At 69.7% G+C, this 24,063-nt stretch carries 24 protein-coding genes; 16 read left to right on the top strand and 8 right to left on the bottom strand.

Annotated elements, in window-relative coordinates:
• The first annotated feature begins 67 nt into the window (after positions 1 to 67).
• Both JJ691_RS07245 and JJ691_RS07240 read left to right on the top strand, forming a co-directional pair.
• Positions 68 to 1,018: an alpha/beta hydrolase gene (locus JJ691_RS07245; protein WP_211768015.1), complete on the top strand. Its 951-nt coding sequence runs from the start codon at positions 68 to 70 to the stop codon at positions 1,016 to 1,018.
• Positions 1,019 to 1,031: 13 nt separating this feature from the next.
• Positions 1,032 to 1,982, top strand: a complete 951-nt coding sequence (locus tag JJ691_RS07240; RefSeq protein ID WP_211768014.1) for an alpha/beta hydrolase — start codon at positions 1,032 to 1,034, stop codon at positions 1,980 to 1,982.
• A 14-nt stretch (positions 1,983 to 1,996) separates the two neighbouring features.
• On the opposite strand, the gene JJ691_RS07235 is transcribed toward JJ691_RS07240, so the two are convergent.
• On the bottom strand, positions 1,997 to 2,830 hold the full coding sequence (locus JJ691_RS07235; RefSeq protein ID WP_211768013.1) for a PucR family transcriptional regulator: 834 nt from the start codon (positions 2,828 to 2,830) through the stop codon (positions 1,997 to 1,999).
• Between the two features lie 199 nt (positions 2,831 to 3,029).
• Between JJ691_RS07235 and JJ691_RS07230 the strand changes: the two genes are divergently transcribed.
• Together JJ691_RS07230 and JJ691_RS07225 are read left to right on the top strand one after the other, a co-directional pair.
• Complete coding sequence (locus JJ691_RS07230) at positions 3,030 to 3,464, top strand: hypothetical protein (RefSeq protein WP_249227752.1); 435 nt, start codon at positions 3,030 to 3,032, stop codon at positions 3,462 to 3,464.
• A gap of 12 nt (positions 3,465 to 3,476) precedes the next feature.
• Positions 3,477 to 4,061: a hypothetical protein gene (locus JJ691_RS07225; protein WP_211768012.1), complete on the top strand. Its 585-nt coding sequence runs from the start codon at positions 3,477 to 3,479 to the stop codon at positions 4,059 to 4,061.
• Here the strand turns inward: JJ691_RS07225 and JJ691_RS52900 are convergent.
• On the bottom strand, positions 4,048 to 4,182 hold the full coding sequence (locus JJ691_RS52900) for a hypothetical protein (protein WP_256449374.1): 135 nt from the start codon (positions 4,180 to 4,182) through the stop codon (positions 4,048 to 4,050). The two genes, JJ691_RS07225 and JJ691_RS52900, sit on opposite strands and share 14 nt — an antisense overlap.
• Before the next feature lie 275 nt (positions 4,183 to 4,457).
• Between JJ691_RS52900 and JJ691_RS07220 the strand changes: the two genes are divergently transcribed.
• Positions 4,458 to 8,282 (top strand): Pls/PosA family non-ribosomal peptide synthetase, encoded by a 3,825-nt coding sequence (locus JJ691_RS07220; protein ID WP_249227751.1) that lies wholly within the window; start codon positions 4,458 to 4,460, stop codon positions 8,280 to 8,282.
• Positions 8,283 to 8,320: 38 nt separating this feature from the next.
• Here the strand turns inward: JJ691_RS07220 and JJ691_RS07215 are convergent, their stop codons facing one another.
• Together JJ691_RS07215 and JJ691_RS07210 are read right to left on the bottom strand one after the other, a co-directional pair.
• Positions 8,321 to 8,680 (bottom strand): VirK family protein, encoded by a 360-nt coding sequence (locus tag JJ691_RS07215; protein WP_211768010.1) that lies wholly within the window; start codon positions 8,678 to 8,680, stop codon positions 8,321 to 8,323.
• A 10-nt stretch (positions 8,681 to 8,690) separates the two neighbouring features.
• Positions 8,691 to 9,827 (bottom strand): glycosyltransferase 87 family protein, encoded by a 1,137-nt coding sequence (locus tag JJ691_RS07210; RefSeq protein ID WP_211768009.1) that lies wholly within the window; start codon positions 9,825 to 9,827, stop codon positions 8,691 to 8,693.
• Positions 9,828 to 9,921: 94 nt separating this feature from the next.
• On the opposite strand from JJ691_RS07210, the gene JJ691_RS07205 reads away from it, so the two are divergent.
• The 3 genes from JJ691_RS07205 to JJ691_RS07195 all read left to right on the top strand — a co-directional run bounded on the left by JJ691_RS07205 (position 9,922) and on the right by JJ691_RS07195 (position 12,736).
• Positions 9,922 to 10,581, top strand: coding sequence for a response regulator transcription factor (locus JJ691_RS07205; protein WP_211768008.1), 660 nt, complete (start codon positions 9,922 to 9,924; stop codon positions 10,579 to 10,581).
• Positions 10,582 to 10,628: 47 nt separating this feature from the next.
• Entirely contained in the window at positions 10,629 to 11,690 is a 1,062-nt protein-coding gene (locus JJ691_RS07200; RefSeq protein WP_211768007.1) for a sensor histidine kinase, read from the top strand.
• A 257-nt stretch (positions 11,691 to 11,947) separates the two neighbouring features.
• Positions 11,948 to 12,736 carry an AfsR/SARP family transcriptional regulator gene (locus tag JJ691_RS07195; protein ID WP_211768006.1) on the top strand — a complete coding sequence of 263 codons (789 nt, stop codon included), beginning with the start codon at positions 11,948 to 11,950 and terminating at the stop codon, positions 12,734 to 12,736.
• Here the strand turns inward: JJ691_RS07195 and JJ691_RS07190 are convergent.
• Entirely contained in the window at positions 12,673 to 13,341 is a 669-nt protein-coding gene (locus tag JJ691_RS07190) for a DedA family protein (protein WP_211768005.1), read from the bottom strand. The two genes, JJ691_RS07195 and JJ691_RS07190, sit on opposite strands and share 64 nt — an antisense overlap.
• Complete coding sequence (locus JJ691_RS07185) at positions 13,338 to 14,012, bottom strand: class I SAM-dependent methyltransferase (RefSeq protein ID WP_211768004.1); 675 nt, start codon at positions 14,010 to 14,012, stop codon at positions 13,338 to 13,340. Before JJ691_RS07185 ends, JJ691_RS07190 begins: the two co-directional genes overlap by 4 nt.
• Positions 14,013 to 14,144: 132 nt before the next feature.
• Here JJ691_RS07185 and JJ691_RS07180 point away from each other — a divergent pair, with 132 nt between their 5' ends.
• From JJ691_RS07180 to JJ691_RS07145, 8 genes are all read left to right on the top strand, one after another.
• On the top strand, positions 14,145 to 15,281 hold the full coding sequence (locus JJ691_RS07180; RefSeq protein WP_211768003.1) for a sensor histidine kinase: 1,137 nt from the start codon (positions 14,145 to 14,147) through the stop codon (positions 15,279 to 15,281).
• Positions 15,278 to 15,928 carry a response regulator transcription factor gene (locus JJ691_RS07175; RefSeq protein ID WP_249227750.1) on the top strand — a complete coding sequence of 217 codons (651 nt, stop codon included), beginning with the start codon at positions 15,278 to 15,280 and terminating at the stop codon, positions 15,926 to 15,928. The genes JJ691_RS07180 and JJ691_RS07175 overlap by 4 nt, the downstream gene beginning before the upstream one ends.
• A 117-nt stretch (positions 15,929 to 16,045) precedes the next feature.
• Positions 16,046 to 16,411, top strand: a complete 366-nt coding sequence (locus JJ691_RS07170; RefSeq protein ID WP_211768002.1) for a DurN family substrate-assisted peptide maturase — start codon at positions 16,046 to 16,048, stop codon at positions 16,409 to 16,411.
• Positions 16,412 to 16,445: 34 nt separating this feature from the next.
• Complete coding sequence (locus JJ691_RS07165) at positions 16,446 to 16,682, top strand: cinnamycin family lantibiotic (RefSeq protein WP_211768001.1); 237 nt, start codon at positions 16,446 to 16,448, stop codon at positions 16,680 to 16,682.
• A 96-nt stretch (positions 16,683 to 16,778) separates the two neighbouring features.
• On the top strand, positions 16,779 to 19,964 hold the full coding sequence (locus JJ691_RS07160) for a type 2 lanthipeptide synthetase LanM family protein (RefSeq protein ID WP_211768000.1): 3,186 nt from the start codon (positions 16,779 to 16,781) through the stop codon (positions 19,962 to 19,964).
• A gap of 16 nt (positions 19,965 to 19,980) precedes the next feature.
• Positions 19,981 to 20,883, top strand: coding sequence for a Nif11-like leader peptide family natural product precursor (locus JJ691_RS07155; RefSeq protein ID WP_211767999.1), 903 nt, complete (start codon positions 19,981 to 19,983; stop codon positions 20,881 to 20,883).
• Between the two features lie 12 nt (positions 20,884 to 20,895).
• Complete coding sequence (locus JJ691_RS07150) at positions 20,896 to 21,861, top strand: ABC transporter ATP-binding protein (protein ID WP_211767998.1); 966 nt, start codon at positions 20,896 to 20,898, stop codon at positions 21,859 to 21,861.
• Complete coding sequence (locus tag JJ691_RS07145; protein ID WP_211767997.1) at positions 21,858 to 22,676, top strand: ABC transporter permease; 819 nt, start codon at positions 21,858 to 21,860, stop codon at positions 22,674 to 22,676. Before JJ691_RS07150 ends, JJ691_RS07145 begins: the two co-directional genes overlap by 4 nt.
• Positions 22,677 to 22,683: 7 nt before the next feature.
• On the opposite strand, the gene JJ691_RS07140 is transcribed toward JJ691_RS07145, so the two are convergent.
• The gene (locus JJ691_RS07140) at positions 22,684 to 23,262 is read right to left on the bottom strand and encodes a helix-turn-helix domain-containing protein (protein WP_211767996.1); all 579 of its coding nucleotides are present in this window, start codon (positions 23,260 to 23,262) and stop codon (positions 22,684 to 22,686) included.
• An 11-nt stretch (positions 23,263 to 23,273) separates the two neighbouring features.
• Positions 23,274 to 24,041, bottom strand: a complete 768-nt coding sequence (locus JJ691_RS07135) for a class II aldolase/adducin family protein (protein ID WP_211767995.1) — start codon at positions 24,039 to 24,041, stop codon at positions 23,274 to 23,276.
• Positions 24,042 to 24,063: the final 22 nt, after the last annotated feature.

Below are 24,063 nucleotides of genomic sequence, written 5' to 3'. Positions count from 1 at the left end.
CCGAGCGTTGACGCTCATCCACTCGAAGTTTAAAGTCCTTTGTCGAAGCACTTCGATAGGGGGTTCGATGACGACCTCAGCCGCGCTGGCCCGCTGCGAGCCGGCCGTGCTGGACTGGATCGGGGCGATCGGGGAGGTCGCCGCGGGCTTGCCCGATCTCCAGTCGACGGACTGGACCCGAGGACGGAAGGCGGCGCGAGAGCTGGCCGATGTGTTGGCCAGGAGATTCACGCTGCCGGGGCCGGCGGAGTGCCAGGTCGAGGAGTATCGGGCGGGCGCGGTCACGGTGCGGCGGTATCGAGCGCCGGGAGACGGCGTTCGGGCGGCGCATCTGTCGATCCACGGGGGCGGGTTCGTCCACGGCAGCATCTACGAAGAGATCAATGAGCGGCTGTTGCGGCGTAGGGCCGTGGACAGTGGCGTGGACATCTTCGCAGTCGCCTACCGGCTCGCGCCGGAGCACCCGTTCCCGGCCGGACTGGAGGACTGCATCGCCACGCTGGTCTGGCTCATCGACTCGGCACCGGAGCTGAGGATCGACCCGGAGCGCATCGGCGTTGGCGGCAGCTCGGCCGGGGGCAACCTCGCGGCGCTGGTCGCGGCGCACGCCCGCGACCTCGTCCACCACCAGGTGCTGGAGGTGCCGGCGGCGAGCCTGGACATCAGCCAGGACCGCTCGTTCCACGAATTCGGCGAACTGGAGCCATTCGGGGACCTCACCGAGCTCCGCGCCGTGTACCTCGGCACCAGCGGTCCGGTGGACGAGTGGACCGCACCCAACGAAGTGTCCCTTCTGGACGGTCTGCCGCCGGCCTTTGTGCTCACCGCCGAATGCGATCCGCTACGGGACTGCGGACAGGCCTACGCGGCCCGGATGGCCAGGGCCGGTGTCGACGTCCAGACCTGGTGCGGGCCCGGGCAGACCCACGGCTCCCCCAGCATCACCCGGACCTCCGCCATCGCACGGGAATGGCACGACCGGGTCAGCGACTACCTCCGAACGATCACCGCCGCCTGAACGGAGAACCACCATGCCCCTCGATCCCATGTTGCTCGCCGCCATCGTCGGCACCGGGATACTGCCGCCCTCCGAGGCGAAGGATCCTGAAGAGCAGCGGAAACTCGCCGTCGAGTACGAGCGGGCGGTGTTCCCGACGCTCGGCCTCGACGGCCCGGACGCGCCGACCAAGGACCACGTCCTGTCCATGGACGGCTACCCGGATGTGCTGGTACGCCTGTTCTACCCGAGCGAACCCGTTGCCGGGCAAGCGATCCCGGCATGCCTGTTCTTCTTTGGCGGTGCCTGGCGGCAGGGCGGCCTGCACCACCCGAGCGTGGCCGCGACGTGTGCTCGGCGGGCGGTCCAGGCCAACGTCGTCGTCGCGGCCGTTTCCTACGCGCTGGCGCCGGAACACCCCTACCCGGCCGCGCTGGAGCAGGGCTACGCGGCGCTGGAATGGCTGGTGCGCGAAGGGGAATCCCTCGGCGTTGACCCGAATCGCATCGGGGTGTCGGGACAGTCGGCCGGCGGGAACCTCACGGCGGCGCTGACCCACCTCAACCGCGCTCGCGCTCGGCATCCGCTGGCGTTCCAGATTCTTGAGGTCCCGGCGCTCGATCTGACCATGGGGAACCTCGACCATGACGCGGTCGAACTGCCCGAGGAGCAGTGGGCGTCGCTCCGACAGATGGTGGACGACTACGCGCCGAACGCCGAAGACGTGCTCACGCCCACGGTTTCACCGCTGCTGGCCGACAACTTCGACGGTCTGCCGCCGGCCTACATCTTCACCGCCGAGGTCGATCCGCTGCGCGGCGACGGCGAGGCGTACGCGATGGCGCTGGCCGCCGACGGCGTTCCGACGGCGGTGACGCGGCTGATCGGCCTGCCGCACGAAGGCCCGGCCTACGAACGGGTTTCCAGCACCGCCCGCGTCGCACAGGCCGCGATCGTCGACATCCTGCGTTCCCTGCACACCTGATCCGGGACCGTTCGCTAGGAGACGCGGTCGTTGATCAGGTACAGGGCGCGGGCCGTGGCCAGGGTGTGCCGGCCATGGGTTGTGGTCGGTGACTGCCCGGTGAGCTGGCCGATCCGCCGCAGACGGTAGTCCAGGGTGCTGCGGTGGATGTGCAGTCGGCTGGCGGCGAGGGCGCGGTTGCCGTCGGCGGCGATGAGGGCGGCGAGGGTGTCCATGAGCACCGGATGCGCGGTCAGGGGGCGAATGGTCTCGGTGAGGCCTTCGCACACGTCGGGGTTCTCGGCGGCGGCGTACTCGGTGAGCACGTGCATCACACAGTACGTCCCAGTCGGGCGGCCGGCGGCGACCAGCGCCACGACCTTGCTCGCCTGCCGTCGTCCCTCGGCCAGTTGCCCTCGCGGCCGCCAGGTGGCGGCGAGCCAGCATTCGCCGATCAGCTCCTGTAGCTCCTCGGCGCGGGCCCAGGCCGAGGGGATGTCGTCGGCCGACAGCAGGACCACGCCCCCGTTGGTGCCGAGCTGCGTATACGTGCCGTCGCCGCCCCAGGCCTTGATCCGCTCGGCCATCTGCTCCGGTGACCGCGGTTCCTGGTAGTACAGCGCGCAGAGGCTGTAGCTGTCGGGGACCGGGACCGGCACGGGCTGATCGGCCAGCAGCAGCGTGGCCATGTCGTGGGTGCCGCTGAACCCGTGCAGGAACTCGTCCACGACGGCGTTGCCGGCGGTGACCATGGTGGCCAGCACAGTCGGGTCGACCTGAGGGTGTAGGGCGGCCAGGGTGTTGACCAGGCGCGACGGGAGGTCTCCGAGCGCGCGCACGACGTCGTCGGTCCGCTGCGTAGTGTCCACTCAGGTCTCCCGGGGATCGTGGCTACTCGACCATGAGACGACGGTGGCGGGCGGTCATGACGCCGGTCGGCGGTACGTCCTTCCGCGATGTGCGGATGAGGGTCGCTCAGAATTCCGCGATGTGCGCGATTGCTGATTAAGAAACTCTCAGCCAGGATTCAGTTCGTACGGCGGACAAACTAACGAAGGACTCTCTCCCATGTGGACAAAACGTGTCGGCGCGCTTGCCGTGCTGGGCGCCGCGGCCATTGGACTCACGGTGGTCCCGACCGCCTCCGCGGCCAACTCCGACTGCGATTTCTCGACGACCACGGGCAAGTACTCGTGCAACGGCAGCAGCCAGGTGCGCGGCCCCAACGACGTCGTCGGGGCCAAGTTGTTCACCGGCCGCGACTACTCCGGCAACGAGGTCACCATCTGGGTGCCGAAGCCGTGCCCGAAGAACAACAAGGTCGACTATTCCATTGATCTGCACAACGAGCTGCGCAACAGCATTTCCTCGGTGCAGGGCTGGTCGACCTGCTGGGTGTGGCTGTCGCGGGCCGACGGCTATCGCGCCGGGCCGTTCCAGGGCAATCACCCCGACGTGGGCAGCGACATCGACAACCAGGCCGTCTCGGTCGGACTGAGCTGAGAGGAAACGAGCATGCGCGCGAAAGCACTCGGCGTCATCGCCGGACTGGCCACCATGACCGCGGTCGGCCTGGCCGCCCCGGCCTCGGCGGCCGACCAGCCCACCACCCAGCAGCTGCTGGACCAGTGCGCCCAGCACCGGACCGACTCCTGCGTCTTCCACCCGTCCGGCTCGATGGTCGTCTACACCGGCAGCCGGCGGTTCGTCGGCGGGGCCACCAACTGCACCAACGCCCCGGTGACCAGGACGTTCAAGTTCGAACACGCCGAGACCACCACCAACAGCTTCGGTGTGTCGATCAGCGCCGAGGCTCCGCTGGGCAAGATCTTCACCGCCGGCGTGGAGTCCAGCTACCACCGGGAGTGGTCCTTCACCGACACCCGCGGCGACGAGGTCCAGGCCACCGTGAACCCGCACACCGCGGTCCGCGCCTACGCCGCGCCGTCCAAGGCCAAGGTCAAGGGCACGTACGAGCTGCACTTCGGCAGCCGCTACTACGGCCATTACTACTGGTATGTCAACGGCGAGGTCGACGGGCAGACCGAGGGCCAGGCCTGGGAGACCACGGTCGATCCGGCTCAGGTCAACTGCCCCTGACCGCCGCGCCGATCAGGTCGGTGAGCTCGACGGCGACCCACTCGGCGTCGCCGTCGAGCGATTCCCCGACGGAAACGGCCAGCACGGGCCGGCCGGCGCCGACGAGTAGTTGCACAGCCAACGAATATCGAACCTTCGACCGAGCCGATCTCACATCACCAAAAATCGATGGTGTCAGAAAGATCACATGACTTCACCCGGGCGAACCAGGAAATCTGAACACCAGCTGGGAGTCGGCACACTGTCGCACGATCTGTCCCAATATCTCCCAGCCAACTTCCAGACTGCCGACAGCTGTTCTTCAGCTTCCACCAGGCGTCATTTGCCTGAAAAAACCCTGTGAATAAATATGGGGTAAATATGGTCGAGTTGGTTTCTTTCGGCCATGGAGGAACAGTGAGCGAGACGCTCTGGGGGGCGAATCGGTCCATCGACATCGTGCATCGGGAAATCGGCGCGGTGTGTCACGGGGGAAGCGCGGCGGCGGTCAGGACGTTGACGGACATTCTCGACGCCATGGCGGCGGCGTGCCCGGACGCGACGGCCATCGACGACGGCACCGAGGTGCTCACCTATCAGGACATGCTGCACCGAGTGGCCGGGTTCGCCGAACGGCTGCGTACCGCCGGCATCGGCGCTGGTGACCGGGTCGGGGTGCGCATCGCCTCCGGCACCGCCCGGTTGTACGTCGCCATTCTCGGGGTGCTCACGGCCGGCGCCGCGTACGTCCCGGTGGACGCCGACGATCCCGACGAGCGGGCCGAGGTGGTGTGGTCGCAGGCCGAGGTCTGCGCCGTGGCCACCGACAACGGCGGCCTGGAATACCGCAAGAATCCTCACGGCACAACAAACACGCCAGGTCCGGACAATGACGCGTGGATCATTTTCACCTCGGGTTCGACCGGCCTGCCCAAGGGTGTCGCGGTGACCCACCGCAACGCCGCGGCGTTTGTCGACGCCGAGGCCCGGCTGTTCTGCCCCCGCCGCCCGATCGGCCCTGGCGATCGAGTGCTGGCCGGCCTGTCGGTGGCCTTCGACGCCTCGTGCGAGGAGATGTGGCTGGCCTGGCGGCACGGCGCGTGTCTGGTGCCGGCGCCACGACAGATCGTGAAGGCCGGGGCCGAGCTCGGCGACTGGCTGACCGAGCACCGGATCAGCGTGGTGTCCACGGTGCCGACGCTGGCCGCGATGTGGCCGGTGGAAGCCCTCCACACGGTCCGTCTGCTGATCCTCGGCGGTGAGGCGTGCTCCCCCGAGTTGGCGGCCAAACTGGTCAAGGACAACCGTGAAGTGTGGAACACCTACGGCCCCACCGAGGCGACGGTCGTGGCCTGTGCCGCGCTGCTGACCGGCGACGGGCCGGTGCGGATCGGTCTGCCGTTGGCCGGCTGGGACCTCGCCGTGGTGGGGCCGGATGGTGTGCCGGTGGACTGGGGTGAGACCGGCGAACTGGTGATCGGCGGTGTCGGGCTGGCCCGCTACCTCGACCCCATCAAGGACGCCGAGAAGTACGCGCCGCTGCCGGCGCTGGGCTGGGATCGGGCCTACCGCAGCGGTGACATGGTCCGCGCCGAACCGGCGGGGTTGCTGTTCGTCGGGCGTGAGGACGACCAGGTCAAGATCGGCGGCCGGCGGATCGAGCTCGGCGAGGTCGACGCCGCGCTGCTGGCCGTGCCCGGCGTGGCCGCGGCGGTCACGGTGGTGCGCAAGACCGAGACCGGACGGCCGGTGCTGGTCGGCTACGTCCTGCTCGACGACGACGTCACGACGCTGGACCGGGACCTGGTCAAGCGGCGGCTGCCGGCGGCGATGGTACCGGTGATCGCGGTCCTCGACGACTTTCCGACCAAGACCTCCGGCAAGGTCGACCGCACGGCGCTGCCCTGGCCACTGGACAACAAGGCCGAAGAACTCGCTGGCACGCAAGGAGAGTTGGCCGCGTTGTGGGCGCGGGTGCTGGGTGTGCCAGCCGGCGCGGACACCGACTTCTTCGACGCCGGCGGCGGCAGCCTGGCCGCCGCGCAGCTGGTTTCCCTGGCCCGCAAGGACTACCCGGATCTGTCGGTGGCCGATGTCTACGCGCACCCGGTGCTGGCCGACCAGGCGAAGCGGCTCGACGAGCTCGGCGGACGCCAGGTCACCGAACGCACGGTGCGGCCCGTGCCGAGGGCCACGGGACTGGCCCAGCAACTGATTCTCGTCGCGCTGCTGATGGTTCGCGGCCTGCGCTGGCTGACCCTGTTGGGGCTGTTCGACAATCTCACGGACGCGGTGTTCGGCAATGACGTGTGGACGCCGAACGTGTCGTGGGCCGTGATCATCGTGTGCTGGCTGGTGCTGATCTCCCTGCCGGGCCGGCTGACCACCACGGTGCTGGCGATCCGTTTGCTGACCAGAGGGATGAAACCCGGCGAGTATCCCAGAGGCAAAAGCGTTCACTTGCGGCTGTGGACGGCCGAGCGGATCGTGCTGCTGAACGGCATGGCCGGCCTCGTCGGCACGCACTGGGCCCCGCGCTACGCCCGGCTGCTGGGCTGCCGGGTCGGCGAGAACGTGGAACTGCACACGCTGCCGCCGGTCACCGGCATGGCGACCTTCGGCGACGGCTGCACAATCGAGTCCGAAGTGGACCTCGCGGGGTGGTGGCTGGACGGCGACGTGCTCAAGGTCGGTACGGTGGAAATCGGCGTCGGGGCAAGGGTTGGCACACGCACGACGATGATGCCCGGGTCTGCCGTGGTGTCCGGGGCCGACGTGCTCGCCGGCAGCTGCGTGACCGGTACGGACGCGACACCCGTGCAGGACGAGTGGCCGGCGGCCCGCACAGCGCGGTCACCAAGGCTGCGCTGGGCGTGGTCGCTGGGCCTGCAAGTGTTGTCGTTGCTGCCGATCGTCGCCGCCGTGCCGGGCGTGCTGTACACGTGGCTGATGGTCGACAGCGACGCCACGCTCAGCCAGGTCCTGCTGGGCATGCTGGCGACGCTCGTGCCGGCGACCCTGCTGAGTCTGTTCTGCTACGCCGGATTGATCGTGGTCGCGGCGCGGTTGGCCGGTCGGTTCGTGCGTCCGGGCACGCATCCCTCGGACGGCGCGGTCGCCTGGTGTGCCTGGTTCACCATGCGGCTCACCGACACCGCCCGCAGCACGCTGTTCCCGATCTACGCCGGCATGCTCACCCCGTTGTGGCTGCGGCTGATGGGCGCACGCATCGGTCGCGACGTCGAGGCGTCCACCCTGCACGCCGTGCCCAGCCTGCTTCGCATCGAGGACGGTGCCTTCCTCGCCGACGACACTTTGCTGGCACCACTGCAATTCCGCGGCGGCTGGCTCAAGCTGGGGCCGGCCCTGATCGGACGGCGCGCGTTCGTCGGCAACTCCGGAATCGTCGACGCCGACCGGGAAGTGCCCGACGAGGCGCTGATCGGTGTGCTGTCCACCGCGCCGCAGGACGCGGCAGCCGGCTCTTCGTGGCTCGGGCGGCCGCAGATCAGCTTGCCCCGCAGCGCCGACAGCAGCGACGTCGAGCGCACCTTCGCCCCGCCGCGACGGCTCAAACTGGCCCGGGCCGCCGTGGAGACCGGCCGGTTGCTGCCCATCCTGGTGGCCGCCATGCTGGCCGAGATTGTCGCCGTCGCGCTGGAAGCCGCCTGGCAGCACTGGGGTTTCACCGTCGCGGTGCTGGTCTCCGGACCGGTGCTACTGGTCACGGGCGTGCTCGCCTGCTTGCTCGCCAGCGCGGTGAAATGGTTGCTGATGGGCCGGTTCCGCACCGCGCAGCACCCGTTGTGGAGCTCCTTCGTGTGGCGCAACGAGTTGGCCGACACCTTCGTCGAGGAGCTGGCCGTGCCGTGGCTCGGCCGGCTGGCCGGGGGCACGCCACTGTTGTCGGTGTGGCTGCGCACCCTCGGGGCGAAGATCGGCCGCGGCGCGTGGCTGGAGACGCACTGGCTGCCCGAGGCCGATCTGGTGCGCATCGGGGCCGGGGCGAGCGTCAACCGCGGCTGCGTGCTACAGACGCACCTGTTCCACGACCGGCTGATGCGGCTGGACGAGGTGCGGGTGCTCGACGGCGCCACCCTTGGCCCGCACAGCATCGTGCTGCCCGGCTCCACGCTCGGCGCGGCGGCCACCGTCGGCGCGGCCTCGCTGGTGATGCGGGGCGAGCAGGTGCCGGCCAACACCCGTTGGCTCGGCAACCCGGTTCGCGGCTGGCGGGACTGATATGGACGCTGGTGGGCCTCATCGCGAGGCCCACCGGCTCAGTGCCAATGGAAGTAAGCACCCTTGCCCAGTTTGCAGTCCAGCTCCATCGTGGACACGACCTTGTCGCCGGCGTCAAGGGCAGTCGTGGTCAGAGTTACTGCCCCGTCGGGCATCACGTGGTAGCGGATGAACTCGGTGATGCGGGTGTTCTGCGCGGTCAGCGACTGGTGCATGTCGGAGAACGCGATGTACTTTCCTTGCACCACCTGGAACGTGGCGATGTGCAGGCCGCCCGTGACCGCCGGGCCGGCGGCGCCCTGCGGCGTCGTGCACTGGGTGAGCTCGGTGGTGATCTCGACGTCCTTGCCCGCGGTCAGCTGGGCGACGATGTCGTCGTAGCCCAACGAGGAGGACACGTTGGCCACCTCAACCTGAGGTGTGCTCGGATTCGATGTGCCGCAGGCCGTGAGCACCCCGGCCGACAGCAGGACCATCACTAGGATTCGACGCACGCCGGTGATCGTACTGACCGCGAACCGCCTCGACCAGAACAAGTGCCACCCCGAACCAGACGTAGGAATTGCCCAGCAGCTGTTGCCATGGCGTCCACAGCAGCTCGCGGTTGTCGCTCTGCGGCAGGAGCCAGAACGGCCCGATGGCGAAGAGTAGCGCGGCGAGCACCCGGCGGCGCAGGCCCAGCACGAGCAGGACGGCCCAGACCCAGTGGTGCGACCACGAGACCGGCGAGACCAGCAGGCCGACGAGCCCGGTGAGGGCCACCGCCCGGACGTGCTGACGAGCGGAAATGGCCCGGTGGATGCCGATTGCGCCCAGCGCCACGACCGTCCCGGCCAGCAGTGCCCACAGCCAGGTCTGGTGGTCCAGGCCGTAGCGGGCCAGCACACCCTTGATCGATTGGTTGGTGGTGAAGGCCGAGCCGCCGACCCGAGAGCTGTCGAACACCAACCGCGTCCAGTACTCGACGGACGCCCGCCAGCTCACCAGGAAGCCAAACCCGGCCACCAGAACGAAGGTCACGGCGCTGACCGCGGCGGCCCGGAAGTCCCGACGTAGCAGCAGATAGAGCACGAACACCGCGGGCGTGAGCTTGATCGCCGCGGCGAGGCCGATCAACAGCCCGCGGGGCCAGCGGGGCGAGACCGCCAGGCAATCGACCACAACGAGGGCCATCAGCGCCAGGTTTATCTGGCCATACATCAGCGTCGAACGGGCAGGCTCGAAGAGCAGTGCCGCCGGACCGACCAACCACCACAGGCGCGACACGGTGGCCGTACGCAGAACCAGTGCGAGACAGCCGAGCGAGATCACGGTGATCACGGCGCCGACCACAGGTAACGGGACAAGCGTTAGCGGCGTGAACAGGACCGCCGCGAACGGCGGATAGGTGAAGGGCAGGTCCACACCGGGCAGTGGGCCGTACAGGTCGCCGCCGTGCAGCAGCACCGACGCGCCGATCCGATAGACATCCAGATCGAGGTGATAGGTGACGCCGTAACAGACCGCGACCACGGCTGCGGCCAGCAGACAGATCCGTTTGAGCACCGGCGGACCGTAGGAAAAGTCGACTATGGACACCGTTCGCGTGACGCTTATGCCGCGTTGACGCGGCCGCTGTTAGGGTTCCGCCGGAGGGAAGATGAGGGTTCTTGTTGCCGAGGACGAGGAAACTCTCGCCCACGGAATCGCCGAGGCACTGCGGCGCCGGTCCATGGCGGTGGACGTCTGCCACGACGGCGGCACGGCGCTGGAGATGCTGTCTGTCGACCCGTACGCGGTCCTGGTGCTGGACCGGGATCTCCCGGTGGTGCACGGCGACGAGGTGTGCCGGCGAACCGTGGCCGGGGGTGGTGACACCCGGATCCTGATGCTCACGGCGGCGATCAGCATCCGGGACCGGGTGGAGGGTCTGGGGCTGGGCGCGGACGACTACCTGACCAAGCCGTTCGCGCTGGCCGAGCTGATCGCCCGGGTGCAGGCGCTGGGCCGGCGGGCCCGGCCGGCGCTGCCGCCGGTGCTGGAGCTGGCCGGCGTGACCCTGGACGAGCCGCGGCATCAGGCGTTCCGGGACGGGCGGCTACTCTCCTTGTCCCCCAAGGAGTTCGCGGTGCTGACGGTGTTGATGCGGGCGGAGGGCGCGATCGTCACCGCGGAGCAGCTGTTGGAGCAGGCATGGGACAGGAACATGGATCCGTTCACCAACACGGTGCGGATGGCGGTGATGACGTTGCGGCGCAAGCTGGGCGACCCGCCGGTGATCACCACCGAGGCCGGCGTCGGCTATCGTTTCGCTCGCTGAGCGGGATCCGGGCCCGGGTCTGGCTGATCTGCGTCATCGCGGCGGTCGTGGGCACGGTGGCCGTGCCGGCGGTCATGACAATCGCCGTCGACATCCGGCTCCTGTTCCCCGGCCCGCCGTACATCACCGCGTGGCCCGGCCACGCGCTGAGCATCTTCCCGGTGGTGGAGCTCTGTCGAACGCCGGTGTTCGACTATCCGTGCTTCGGCGGCGGCCGACCGAGCTCACAGCTCGGCAGCCTGCTCGCGGCGTTGCTGGTATTGGCGGCGGCGGTGCTGATCGGCTGGGTGGCGATCCGGTGGGCGCTGCGCCCGCTCGGCCTGGTGTCCACTGTGGTCGATGAGCTCGGGCCGGGTAACCTCGGCCGGCGCGTCCGGCTGAGCGGCCGTCCCGGCGATCCGTTGAAGCAGCTGGCCGATTCTGTGGACGGCGCGCTGGACCGACTGGCCGCCGGCTACGAGGGCCAGCGCAGCTTCGCCTCCAACGCGTCCCACGAACTGCGCACTCCCCTTGCCGTGCAACGGATGCTGGTCGAGCTGGCCCTCGACGACGAGGACAGCACGCCGGACCTGAACCGCCTGGGCAGCTTGCTGCTGCGGGCCAACGAACGCAGCGAGCGGATGATCGAGGGCCTGCTCACCCTGGCCGAGAGCGAACGCGGGCTGACCGCCCGGGAACCGGTGAACCTGGCCGACATCACGCGCGAGGTGTTGGCCCTGCACGCGGACACCGCCGCCGCACGGTCGATCACGATCACCGCCGAGCTCGCGGAAACGGTGGTGCTGGGCGATTCCGTGCTGTTGGAGCGGATGATCGGCAACCTGGTGCACAACGCCGTCAAGTACAACCTGCCCAACGGCTGGGTGCGTGTCGAGCTGGCCGACCGACCGTCCATCACCGTGGCCAACGGCGGCGAGGTGATCCCGGCGGCGGTGGCGCCCACGCTGTTCGAGCCGTTCCGGCGGATGGCCGGCGAGCGCAGCGCCAAGCAGGGTGGTTCCGGGTTGGGCCTGTCGATCGTGCGGGCGATCGCCACCGCCCACGGCGGCACGGCGACGGCGCGGGCCAATCCCGACGGCGGCCTGACCGTCGAGGTCGACATTCCGTGACGGCACCAAAGTTGCCGGCGAATCCGAGCAGATTTCGGTTTACTTCGAACTTGGCGCGTGCACAGGAGAAGTCACGCGGATAGCCCGCGCCGGCGTTGACAGCGGTGGTACAAAGGATGTGTCGGTTACGGACAGTCGCTACTGGGGAACTGACCGACACGAGCCGACGTCAGGCCGCTGGGGGCGGAGAGCGGGGCCGAGGATCAGCGCGGCGTCCCGACTCTTCTCGACGACACGCTTCAATCGGGGGATTCCGCGTGGGTCAACACTTGCACTTCAATATTCTGGGGCCACTCGACGTGGTGGTGGACAACCGATCGGTGCCGATTCCGGTCGGGAAGCAGCGGATACTGCTGGCCGCCCTGCTGCTGAAGGCGAACGAGATCGTGCCGGTCGACGAGCTGATCGAGCGGTTGTGGGGGCAGGACCTGCCCTGCCGCCCGCGCAGTGCGCTGCACACCTACCTGACCCGGCTGCGGCACACCCTGTCCGAGCTCTGCCCGGGCCGGGCGATCCGCATCCACACCTCGGCCGCCGGCTACCTGCTGGAGGTCGGCGCGCACGACCTCGACCTGATCCGGTTCCGGCAGCTGCTGGCCCGCGCGCGCTGCGCCGCCGACGACAACGACCGGATCCGGGAGTCCACCGCGCTGACTGAGGCTCTCTCACTCTGGCGCGGGCCGGTGCTACCCGACGTACGCTCGGATTCACTGCACCGGGACGTGGTCCCGGAGATCACCGAGGACTGGCTGCGGGCGCTGGACCGGTTCTTCGAGCTGCGGCTGGCCCTGGGGCAGTTCGACGACCTGGTCGGGCCGCTGCGCGTGGTCACCCAGAAATACCCGTTCCACGAACGGCTCTGGCAGCGGTTCATGCTGGTCCTGCACCGCTGCGGCCGCCGGGCCGAGGCCCTGGCCGCCTACGCCGAGCTGAGCGACAACATGCGGGCCGAGCTGGGGGTCGACCCGAGCCCGGAACTGCGTCAGCTGCACGTCTCGATGCTGCGCGGTGAGGCCGACTCGGAATACGCCTTGTCGGCGAGGTGACGGCTCGCCCGTCGCCGGCGCAGCACGACCACCAGCACGAGCACCGCGACCGCCAGCACGGCCCCGGCGATGAGCGGGCCGCTGTCGCCGATGTCCAGCGCGTCGTAGGAAGTGGCGGCCAGATAACCGATTCCGCTCTCGGTGCAGGCCCAGAGCAGACCGGCCGCCACGCTGTAGGGCGCCAGCCGTCGGTACGCCATGCCGGCGATCCCGGCCAGGTGCGGTGCGATGGTCCGCACGATCGGCACGAACCGGCAGGCCAGCAGGGCCAGGCCGCCACGCCGCTGGATCACGTCGGCGGCCCGGTCCCAGGCCGTCTCCGGCAGCCGGCGGCCGACCCGGCTGCGCCGCAGACCTGGGCCGAAGTGCCGGCCGGTGTGGAAGGCGAGCAGGTCGCCGGCCACCACCCCGGCCGCGGCCGAGACCACGACGAGCGGCCACAGCAGCGTGCCCGCATGGGCGAGCACGCCGGCGAACAGCAACAGGCCGAGGGTGGGGACAAACGGGCCGAGCAGCAGCACCGACTCCAGCACCACCATCCCGAAGATCACCGCGTAGGCCAGCACCGGCGACAGGTCGCCGAGCACGGCGGCTGGAAAGATCATCGGGCCGGGGCCTGGAGGTGCGGCACGCGGGCCGGTGGCAGGTTGCGCCAGACGACGCTGCTGCCGACCCCGTAGCGCTGCTGGAACTCGTCCAGCACGGCCCGCACCGCCCGGTGCCGCGCCAGCTCGGTGCGGCTGTCGAAGACCGAGCGGGCGGCCTGGGTGCCCAGGTAGCCGAAGTAGGTAAGGTGCCCGCCGGGCACGAGGGCCGCCAGGTACCGGTCGAGGATGGCACGGACCTGCTCCGGCGGGAAGTTGGTGAACGGCAGGCAGGAGACGATCACGTCGTAGCGGCGGTCCAGGTCGACCGCGGTGATCGACTCGGGGATGAGCCGGATCCGGTCCGCGGCGCGGGCCAGCACCGGGTCGGTCGCCAGGGCGTGGGCAAGCACCTCGACGAAGTCCGGGTTGACCTCCACGGCGTCCAGCCGGTCGGCCGGCCCGAGCAGGCCGGCGATCTCCCTGGTGACCACGCCGGTCCCGGAGCCGACCTCCAGCACCATGGCCGGGTGGCGGACCTGGCCGCCGCGCAGCGGGGCGGCCAGCCGGGCCGCGAGGTACCGGCTGCTGGGCGCGAGGGCGCCGGTCGCCTGGAAACTGGTCCGGGCCACCCGCAGGAAGGTCAGCGCGCCACCGCGCGTCGTTCGGTCGATGGTGTTCCTTGCGTCCATGCCACCAAGCTAGGGACGGGCCCCGGCGGCCCGGATCCGTCGTTGTGCGACGACGTCCCGGTACCAAAGTAGGGGGTCGCCACCGTCCGACGTCCGGGGTGCGGTGACACGGCGCAGCCCTATGCTGACGCTGTGCTGATCAGGGGACGCCGGACGTGGCCGTGGTGGGCCGAGGCGCTTCTGGTCGGCGGCGTCACGGCGTTGTCCGTGCAGGAGGCGTACATCGGCGCCGGCGCGACGCTGCTCAGCCCACGGGTCGGCATCGTGGCCGTCGCGGGACTGGCCCTGCTGCTGCGCGAGCGGGCCCCGCTGGTCTCGGCGGTGTTCGCGGTGGGCGTGGCGGCCGGGCTCGGCTCCGTCCTGCCGTTGCTGGTGGTGCTGTTCACGCTGGCCGCGCGCGGCTGGATCGTGGCCGGGGTGGTGTGCGCGACGGTGGCGATGCTGGGCAACCTGGTGCTCCAGCCCCAGCTGAGCCTGTGGGTCACCCGGTCCTACGGCCCGGTGCTGCTGCTCGTCCTGGTGCTGTCGCTCGGTCTGTGGACCGGCAGCCGACGCCGCCTGGTCACCAGCCTGGCCGCGGAGGTGGACCACCTGCGCGTCGAACGGGAGCTGCGGGCCGAACAGGCCCGGCTGAACGAGCGGGCGCGCATCGCGGCCGAGATGCACGACGTGCTCGCCCACCGACTCAGCGTGCTCGCCCTGCACGCGGGCGCGTTGCAGCGGCGCTCGGCCAGTCTCCCGCCGCAGGTGGCCGACCGGATAGACCTGTTGCGCACCACGTCGACCGAGGCGCTGGGCGACCTGCGCGACGTGCTCGGCGCGCTGCGCGACCCGAACCTGGTGGAGACCAGCCATCGACGGGAGCCCGGGGTGCCGGAACTGCCCACCCTGCTCGCCGAGGCGAGGGCGGCCGGTCAGGTCGTCGAGGCGGTGATCGACGGCGACGCCGCAGACGTGCCGGTCAGCCACCGGCTGGCCGTGCACCGGCTGGTGCAGGAAGGGTTGACCAATGCCCGCAAGCACGCGGCCGGCACCCCGGTGCGTGTCGAAGTCCGTTACGGGCCATCGGTTTCCACCGTGTCGGTGGAGAACTCGGCCGGCGGATCCACCGCCGGGCCCGCGGTCGCCAGCGGGTTCGGGCTGATCGGGCTGACCGAACGGGTCGCCGCCCTCAACGGACAGCTCAGCCACGGCCCCTCCGGGTCCGGCGGCTGGCGGATCACCGCCAGCATCCCGCTCACCGGCCACAACCCCCAGGACACGCCATGATCCGCACGATGATCGTCGACGACGACACGCTGGTTCGGCTGGCACTGGCCGACATCCTGTCCGATGCGCCGGGCATCTGCGTGGTGGCCCAGGCCGGGGACGGGATCGAGGCCGTCGAGCAGGCGCGGGCGCATCGGCTGGACGTGGTGCTGATGGACGTGCGGATGCCTCGGATGAACGGCATCACCGCCACCGAACGGCTGCGGGCGCTGCCCGAACCGCCGCAGGTGATCACGCTGACCACCTTCGACCTGGACGAGTACGTGTACAGCTCGATCTCCGCCGGCGCGGCCGGGTTCCTGCTCAAGGACACCGATCCGGCCGAGATCATCCGGGCCGTCGAGGTGGTCGCCGCCGGGCAGGCCATGCTGCACCCGGTGGCCGCGCGACGGCTCATCGACCGCTACCACCACACCGCGCGGACCGAGACGGTCGCCGCCCGGTCCCGGGTCGACCGGCTCACGCCCCGTGAGCGCGACGTGCTGACCCGGCTGGCCGTCGGCGCGTCCAACGCCGAGATCGCCGCCGAGCTGCGCATGCAGCTGAGCACGGTCAAGTCGCACGTCAGCCGGGTCCTGGCCACGCTGGAGGTCGGCAACCGGGTGCAGGCCGCGCTGGTCGCCCGGGACGCCGGACTGACCGACTGACCTGGCGTGAATGCCGACCGAATGCGCAGTGAAAGCACGCCGCAGCTGAAGTGAAAGTGGGCTGAAACTCGCCCCTCCTACCCTCGATCCCAGCGGACGACCCGGGATTGGGGAGACATGAAGAGCGCGAAAGAACCGACGATTTATCTGGATGTCGACGTCATTCGCCGCGTTCAGGAGCTGATGGTGCTGTGCTCACTCCTGCCGCCGGACGGGAAACTGCGCGAGGTCCTGCAGCTCGCGTTGGAGCTGCACGAGGAGCCCACGCTCTCCCGGCTCTCCCCCGTCACCGACCTGCATCCACACGCCACGAAGGCCTGGCTGGAGTCGCTGTGGCTGCGGGATGGGCTGTCCGCGCCGGAAAAGAAGCTGGTGGCCTGGCAGAACAAGACCGAGAACATGGGCCCGGCGCTTCAGGAGCTGAAGAACGTCGAGCAGCAGACCGGCATCGCGCTGGTCGCCCAGCTGGTCACCCGGAAGTGATTTCCCGAAATTCATCCATCGCGAAGGAGTTCACATGTCGAGCACCATTGCACAGCAGGCCGCTGTCGACGCCGACTTCCGCAACGCGCTGATCGAGAATCCGGCGGCGTTCGGCGTGTCGGCGACGGACCTGCCCGCCCCGGTCGAGCAGACCGACCAGGACTCGCTGGACTACTGGGCCGAGGGCGTCGCCTCCGTCGAGCTGTACGCCTGCGTGCAGAGCTGCAGCTGGGGCCCGTTCACCGCCGTGTGCGACGGCAACACCAAGTGATCCGAGGGTAGTCCGCGCGGACGCGGTGAACCGGTGGCGGTTCGCCGGTTCACCGCGTCCGGTCATCCGAACCGAGAAACCAGGAGTCCTGCCGACATGGGTGAGACCTATCCACTGGACATCGCCGGGCGCGCCAGCAACCTGACGGAGCGGATGCGGATAGTCGCCGCCCTCGGCGACCGGCCGGCGCCGGCCGGCGAGCTGACTCCCTTCGACACGTGGAAGATCACTCGGCTGGCGGGCAAACTGGCCGACAAGTTCCAGCAGGAGTCGCTGCACCGTGGCCTGCCGCCCGAGCACACCGAGGCGGAACTGGTCGACGTGCTCACCGGCTACCAGCTGCGGCACGACGAAGCCGCGGAGCTGCTGGCCGAGGTCCACAGTGGATGGTTGCCGACCTATCGCGCCGCGCTCGACGGGTTCACCCCCGCTGCCGAGCCGGCGGCGAGCTGGCGGCAGTTCGACGTGTACTACGGGCGGTTGGCCAAGGCATGCGAACCGTTCCTGGCCGAGCTGGGCCGGACCCTGGACGCTGTGCTGACCAGCCTGTCCGGGCAGCCGGGCAAGATCGACCACCAGGTGGTCGACGACCTGCAGCGGCATTTCCTGGACCGGTTCGAGCTGACGCTGGCCTGGGCCCTGGAAGCCGACGCGAACGTGCACTGCGCGCGGACCGGCGTCGACCGGGCCAAGGCCAGCCGCGAGGACTACCTCCGTTATCTGGACTCGACGTTCCAGGATCGCGAGTCCTACCACCAGTTCTACCTCCGCTTCCCGGTGCTCGGCCGCTGGCTGGCCCGGGTGACGAAGCTGTTGGGCGACTACGGCTCAGAGCTGATCCGGAACCTGTCGGCCGATTCGGCACGGGTCGGCGAGGCGTTCTTCGGCCAGCCGGTCACCGCGGTGCGCACGGTCCGGCTGGGCAACTCCGACTATCACGCCGGGGCCCGCAGTGTCGCGCTGCTGGAGGTCGAACTGGCCGACGGCAGCGCGGAATCGGTGTACTACAAGCCGCGCTGCCTGCGGTCCGAGGCGGCGATGCAGGACCTGCTCGGCCGGTTGGCCGGGGACGGGGTGGTCGGGTTCGCGACCCGGCCGGTGCTGCCGATGGCCGGCTACGGCTACGAGGCGGCGATCCCCAGTGGGCGCAACCACGCCGAATCCATCGAGCAGGTGCGCCAGGTCTACCGGGAACTGGGCGGCTATCTGGCCGTGTTCTACGTGCTCGGCGGCGGTGACCTGCACTTCGAGAACATCCTGGTCGCCGACGGGCACGCCTTCGTCTGCGACGGCGAGACCACGCTCGGCGTGCTGCCCCGGGGCCGGGGCCGGTCCGCGGGCACCCTGCTCGACTCGGTGTTCAAGACCGGGCTGCTGGAATGGCCCCGGGGCGTTTCGGAGTCCGACGAGATGCGGATCAGCGGGTACGCCGGAGGTGAGGAGTACCAGATGCCCACCGCGGTGCCCCGGGTCAACGACCGGCGGCTCAGCTTCGAGGCCGCGGTGGTGCACCAGTCAGGCATCCAGGTGCGGCCCAGCGCCGCCAACCGGGTCTTCCTCGACGGCGAGCTGGTGCGGCCGCAGGAGCACGCCGCCGACATCATGGCCGGGTTCGACCAGGTCTACGCGTGGTTCCGGCAGCGGGCGGACGCCGCCGACGTGGTGTCGGCGACCTTCGACGGGGCCAACGCCCGGTTCATCAACTGGGGCACGCAGATCTACTCCCAGCTGCTGATCGCCGCCCGGCACCCGAAGTGCCTGACCGATCCGATCGAGGTCGACCTGCTGGCCAACACCGTGCGCACCTTCCCCCGCACCTGGGACGTCGAGGGCGTGCTGGCCACCCGGGAGGTGGCCTCGATGTGGCAGCTGGACGTGCCGATCTTCACCACCGACGCGCACGGCCGGCAGCTCACCCACGACCACCGCGAGCAGCTTCCCTCGTACCTGGAAACCTCCCCGATCGACTACGCGACGGAGCGGATCCGGCAGCTGTCCGAGGCCAACCAGGCCCAGCAAGGTCAGTACATCGCGGCCAGCCTGGCCACCGGGGAGGTCACCAGCGAGTCCTTTGTCTCGACGGCGCTGGACTACGCGGTCAAGATCGGCACGCGGCTGTGTCAGATGCTGCGGGACCCGGCCGCCGACGCGCCGTGGACCTCGTACCAGCTGCTCGGCGGCAAGGTCACCGGCGTCGACATCGAGGCCGACCTCTACCAGGGCTCGGCCGGCATCGCGTTGTTCCTGGCCTATCTGGACGATCTCGTGCCGCGGCCGGAGTTCCGCCAAGCTGCCCGCCGGGCCCTGGCTCACGTGCTGCGGTCGTGGGACCGGGATCGGCTCGGGACCTTCACCGGGCTCGGCGGCGTGATTTACCTGCTGACCCACCTCGGTTCCCTGTGGCACGACCAAAACCTGCTCGACCAGGCCGTCTCGCTGACGGCGGATCTGGACCAACGCATCGATCGCGACGAGCACCTTGACGTGCTGCACGGCAGCGCCGGGCTCATCCCCGTGTTGCTCGGGTTGGCCGAGCAGACCGGCGGGCAGGGCCTCGACCAGGCGCATCGGGCCGCCCAACACCTGCTGCGGCACGCCGAAGCCGTCGATGGCACGCTGAGCTGGCCGTCGTCCACCTCGGCCGAGGCGACCGCGAACCTGACCGGGTTCTCGCACGGCGCCGGCGGTGTCGGCTGGGCCCTGATCGCCCTGGGGCAACACACCGGCCGTGCGGAGTACGTCGATGCCGGGCGTCGGGCTTTCGCTTACGAGGCAACGCATTTCGACAGTGACGAACTGGACTGGCACGACCTGCGCAAGAGCCCGGGCGGGGTCCCGCGCAAGGGCCGGCACTTCGCCAACGCCTGGTGCAACGGCGCCGCCGGCATCGGCCTGAGCCGGATCGCCAGCTGGGCGATCCTGGGCGGGACCGACGAGGGGTTGCTGCGCGAGGCCCGCCAGGCGCTGACCGCCACCATGCGCAACTTTCCCAAGCTGGGCAACCACACCCTGTGCCACGGCACCTCCGGCAACGCGGAACTGTTGCTGCGGTTCGCCCTGCTGCGCGACGAACCGGCGTTCCGGCTGGAGGCCAACGTGCAGGTGCAGTCGCTGTGGCGGAGCTTCGACGACGCCGAGCACGGCATCGGCGAGAACAGCGCCAACTTCTTCCCCGGGCTGATGATCGGCATCACCGGCTTCGGCATGCACTTCCTGCGGCTGGCGCGGCCGGACCGGGTCCCGTCCGCGCTGCTGCTGGACCCGCCCTCAGCACACCTGTAGAAGGGGAGTCGCCACCATGTCCTTCCAAGCCTGCAAGGAGTTCATGCGGGTCGCCACCGACTCCGGCGAGGTCAGCCGGCAGCTGCGGGCGGTGACCGGCATCCGGGAGATCGTCGCGCTCGGCCAGCGGCACGGCTACGAGTTCACCGTGGCCGACGTCATGCGCGGGTCGGCGGAGTTCACCGGCGACGCGCCGTCCTCCAGCACACCCACCGCCGCCGTCACCACCGAGACGACCTCGTTCCTGCACCACGAGTACCAACTGGCCGACATCCCCGGCTTCGAGGCGGTCATCGACGAGCTGCCCCGGCTCAAGATCAAGCCGCCGTCGGTGGACCTGGACCGGTTCGACCGCGAGTTCGTCGAGGCCGACCTGCGGTCCACGTCGATGTCCCCCGACGACCCGGAATTCCAGGCCTGGCACCAGGACATGACGCGCCGGCACTGGCGGGACACCGGCGTGGACAACCCGCCCCGGCGGGACTTCCACCTGGTCAACCTGGACGAGCACACCGATCACGCCGGCTACGGCGGCTACTTCGAGGCCAAGACCCGGGTGATCGCCGCGCTGGAGAACGTGTTCGGCGGCGAGGTCCGGTTCTCCGGAGCCATGTGGTACCCGCCGTCGAGCTACCGGCTCTGGCACACCAACGAGAACCAGCCGGGCTGGCGGATGTACGTCATCGACCTGGACGAGCCGTTCACCGATGCCGAGGACACCTCACTTTTCCGGTACATGAACCCGCAGACCAAGGAGATCGTGACGCTGCGCGAGGGACCCAGGATCGTCCGGTTCTTCAAGACCGAGCAGGCCCCGAGCAAGCTGTTCTGGCACTGCATCGTCAATCCGACCATCCGGCACCGGTGGAGCTTCGGCTTCGCCGTCCCGGAAAACTGGATGGAGCGCATCCAGCCCTGAGGAGGGGACACCGTGCGCGCAGCGGAGCGGGAAACGCCGGCCATCGAGGTGGTCGGCGTGCACAAGAGCTACGGGCCGGTGGCCGCGGTGCGGGGCATCGACCTGACCGTCGCCCAGGGAGAGACTTTCGGCTTCCTCGGCCCCAACGGGGCGGGCAAGACGACCACGATCGCGATGCTGTGCGCCCTGGCCGTGCCGACCGCCGGGCGGATCGAGATCGCCGGACACGACACACGGACCGCTGCCAGGCAGGTCCGCCGCAACATCGGCCTGGTGTTCCAGGAGAGCACTGTGGACGGTGATCTGACCGTCGCCGAGAACCTTCGCTTCCACGCCGACCTCTACGCGCTGCCAACGGCTTCGCTGCCGGCTCGCATCGACGCCGTGCTGGATCTGGTGGGAATGGTCGACCGGCGGGACACCCTGGTCCGCACTCTGTCCGGTGGCCTGCGACGGCGGTTGGAGGTCGTCCGCGGCCTGCTGCACGGTCCACGGGTGCTGTTCCTGGACGAACCGTCCATCGGCCTGGACCCGCAGACCCGTGCGCAGATGTGGACTCATCTCCGCGACGTCCGCGAACGGGAGGCGACGACGGTTTTCCTCACCACGCACTATCTCGAAGAGGCCGAGCAGTGCGACCGGATCGCGATCATCGACGAGGGCCGCGTTGTCACGCAGGGCACGCCCGCGGAGCTGAAGTCCGTGCTCGGCGCCGACCGCGTCGAGCTGCGCACGGGCGACAACCCGGCGGCGGCCGAGCTGCTGCGTTCCCGATTCGGTCTGGATCCCGTTGTCGGCAAGGACAGTGTGTGCGTGCAGGTGGAGGAAGGCGCGCGGCTGGTGCCGATGTTGTGCGCCGGCCTGGACGTCGCGGTGTACGAGGTGACGGTCGCCCGGCCCAGCCTGGACGACGTCTTCATGCACCACACCGGGCGGGGCATCCGGGAAGCTCCCCAGCCAGTAGGAGGCCGAGCATGACAACACTGGTCGCCGAACCGCACCCGCTGGCGGCTGAGCTGCGGGCCGGGCGGATGGTGTGGCGCCGGGAGATGATCCACTTCTTCCGGGACCGCACCCGGGTCGCCGTCTCACTGCTGCAACCGTTGCTGTTCCTCTACATTCTCGGCATCGGCATCGCCCGCCTGGTCGCCGGCTCGGTCGGCGACTATCTGCTGTTCCTGTTCCCCGGTGTGCTGGTGATGGCCGCGCAGGCGCCCGCGATCTCGGTCGGGGCGTCCATCGTCTGGGACCGGCAGAGCGGTTTCCTGCGCGAGATGCTGGTGGCACCGGTGCGGCGCAGCACTCTGCTGATCGGCAAGTGCCTCGGCGGGGCCACCGTGGCCACCTGCCAGGGCGCGGTGGTGCTGGCCAGCGCGGGCCTGATCGGCGTGCCGTACCGCGTTGACCTGTTCGCCGCCCTGCTGGCCGAACTGCTGTTGGCGGCGCTGGCGATGACCGCGGTGGCCGCCGTCGCCGCGGTCACCATTCGCCGGGTGCAGACCTTCAACACCGTGCTGACAGTGCTGACCACGCCGATGATGTTCCTGTCCGGCCTGATGTTCCCGGTCAGCGCCATGCCGGCCTGGATGGCCACGCTGACCCTGGTCAACCCGCTGACCTACGCCGTGGACGCGATGCGGCGCACGGTGGTCGGCAGCAGTGACGACCTGCTCTTCCAGCCGGTCACCTGGGGCGGCTGGCAGGTGCCGCCGACGCTGGAACTGGCTCTGGTCTTCGGTTTCACGCTGGTGACCCTGGTGGTGGCCAGCCGCCGTTTCTCCCGGGTCGGCTGAATCCCGTTCAGTGCCGGGGAATACCGGTCACCGGGTGCCGGGCGGCCGACGCCGAGGAGGCGATCAGCGCCCGCACCGCGCGCTTGGAGCTGTTGTGCAGCGAGTGCACCACCGATGAGTCGAACTGCACGGAATCCCCTGGTGCCAAGGTGATCTCGTGGTCGCCGAGGCGGAGCAGCAGCGCGCCGGTGAGCGGATGCAGCCACTCCTCCCCGGTGTGGTGGGCCTCGGCGGTGCTGGCGCCGGCCGGCAGTTCGAGCGCCACCACGGAGATCGCGGCGTGCGCTCCGCTGAGCACTTCGTAGCGGGCGTCGCCGCTGTGGTGCACGGTCGCCTCGCCGGCCCGCACCAGGTGGTAGTCCCGCTCCGGCAGGTCCTCGACCAGGGCCCCGATCGACAGGCCGTAGTTGCGGGCCAGTTGGAGCAGGCTGCCGACGGACGGCTGCCGCTCCCCCTTCTCGATCCGGGACAGGTGCGCGACGGAGATACCGGTCTGCTGCGCGAGCTGGGTCAGGGTCAGGCCGCGGTCCAGCCGAACCTGGCGCAGCCGGCTTGCGACCAGCCGGTCAATGTCTCCGTCACTCATGGCCTCAGACCTTATTCCAGCACGTCCGGCTGGTCCGCGAGCACCACGTCGGCCATGATCCGGAAGCTCTGCCGGGCCATGGTGGCGTTGCCGAACTGCCGGTGGGCCAGCGTCGCCTCCTCGTCGGTCATGATCCGGGGCGTGCCGGCGGCGTCGGCCAGCAGCTGCATCTGGCAGGCCCGGTCCATGGCGATGAACCACCACGCGGCCTCGGCCACCGAGCGGCCGACGGTGAGCAGGCCGTGGTGGCGCAGGATGGCGGCCCGCTGATGCCCCAGCCGCCGCGCGATCCGCTCGCCCTCGGCCTGTTCCAGCACCAGACCCCGGTACTCGTCGAACAGCACGTGGTCCTGATAGAAGGCGCAGGACTCCTGGATGATCGGGTCCAGCGTCTTGCCCAGCGCCGCGAACGCCCGCCCGTGCACGCTGTGCGCGTGCGCGACGGCCACCACGTCCGGCCGGGCCTCGTGCACCGAGGAGTGGATCCAGAAGGCCGCCTTGTTGGTGCGGCGGCCGCCCTCGGCGACGTGGCCGTGCTCGTCGATCAGCAGCAGGTCGCTGACCTTGATGCGGGAGAAGTGCACCGCGTACGGGTTGACCCAGAACCGGTGCGGGAACTCGGGGTCGCGGACCGTGATGTGACCGGCGACGCCCTCGTCAAAGCCGTAGCGGGCGAACAGCCGGAAGGCGATCGCCAGGTCTCGTTTGCGGGCCAGCCGCTCCTCGGCCACCGAGTCGGCCACGGCCGGCAGATCACCCAGGTCGAGCAGGTCGTCCATCGCGCTGCCTCCTTGTCGGGGC

The organism is Kutzneria sp. CA-103260 (assembly GCF_018263855.1).
GTDB lineage: Bacteria > Actinomycetota > Actinomycetes > Mycobacteriales > Pseudonocardiaceae > Kutzneria.
This window is presented reverse-complemented; position numbering and strand designations above follow the sequence as displayed.

Coding starts and splice junctions, on each gene's coding strand:
- JJ691_RS07145 (WP_211767997.1), top strand. CDS start 21,858: ATGACAACACTGGTCGCCGAACCGCACCCGCTGGCGGCTGAGCTGCGG.
- JJ691_RS07160 (WP_211768000.1), top strand. CDS start 16,779: ATGGGTGAGACCTATCCACTGGACATCGCCGGGCGCGCCAGCAACCTG.
- JJ691_RS07245 (WP_211768015.1), top strand. CDS start 68: ATGACGACCTCAGCCGCGCTGGCCCGCTGCGAGCCGGCCGTGCTGGAC.
- JJ691_RS07175 (WP_249227750.1), top strand. CDS start 15,278: ATGATCCGCACGATGATCGTCGACGACGACACGCTGGTTCGGCTGGCA.
- JJ691_RS07140 (WP_211767996.1), bottom strand. CDS start 23,262: ATGAGTGACGGAGACATTGACCGGCTGGTCGCAAGCCGGCTGCGCCAG.
- JJ691_RS07135 (WP_211767995.1), bottom strand. CDS start 24,041: ATGGACGACCTGCTCGACCTGGGTGATCTGCCGGCCGTGGCCGACTCG.
- JJ691_RS07190 (WP_211768005.1), bottom strand. CDS start 13,341: ATGATCTTTCCAGCCGCCGTGCTCGGCGACCTGTCGCCGGTGCTGGCC.
- JJ691_RS07240 (WP_211768014.1), top strand. CDS start 1,032: ATGCCCCTCGATCCCATGTTGCTCGCCGCCATCGTCGGCACCGGGATA.
- JJ691_RS07230 (WP_249227752.1), top strand. CDS start 3,030: ATGTGGACAAAACGTGTCGGCGCGCTTGCCGTGCTGGGCGCCGCGGCC.
- JJ691_RS07170 (WP_211768002.1), top strand. CDS start 16,046: ATGAAGAGCGCGAAAGAACCGACGATTTATCTGGATGTCGACGTCATT.
- JJ691_RS07205 (WP_211768008.1), top strand. CDS start 9,922: ATGAGGGTTCTTGTTGCCGAGGACGAGGAAACTCTCGCCCACGGAATC.
- JJ691_RS07155 (WP_211767999.1), top strand. CDS start 19,981: ATGTCCTTCCAAGCCTGCAAGGAGTTCATGCGGGTCGCCACCGACTCC.
- JJ691_RS07225 (WP_211768012.1), top strand. CDS start 3,477: ATGCGCGCGAAAGCACTCGGCGTCATCGCCGGACTGGCCACCATGACC.
- JJ691_RS07165 (WP_211768001.1), top strand. CDS start 16,446: ATGTCGAGCACCATTGCACAGCAGGCCGCTGTCGACGCCGACTTCCGC.
- JJ691_RS07185 (WP_211768004.1), bottom strand. CDS start 14,012: ATGGACGCAAGGAACACCATCGACCGAACGACGCGCGGTGGCGCGCTG.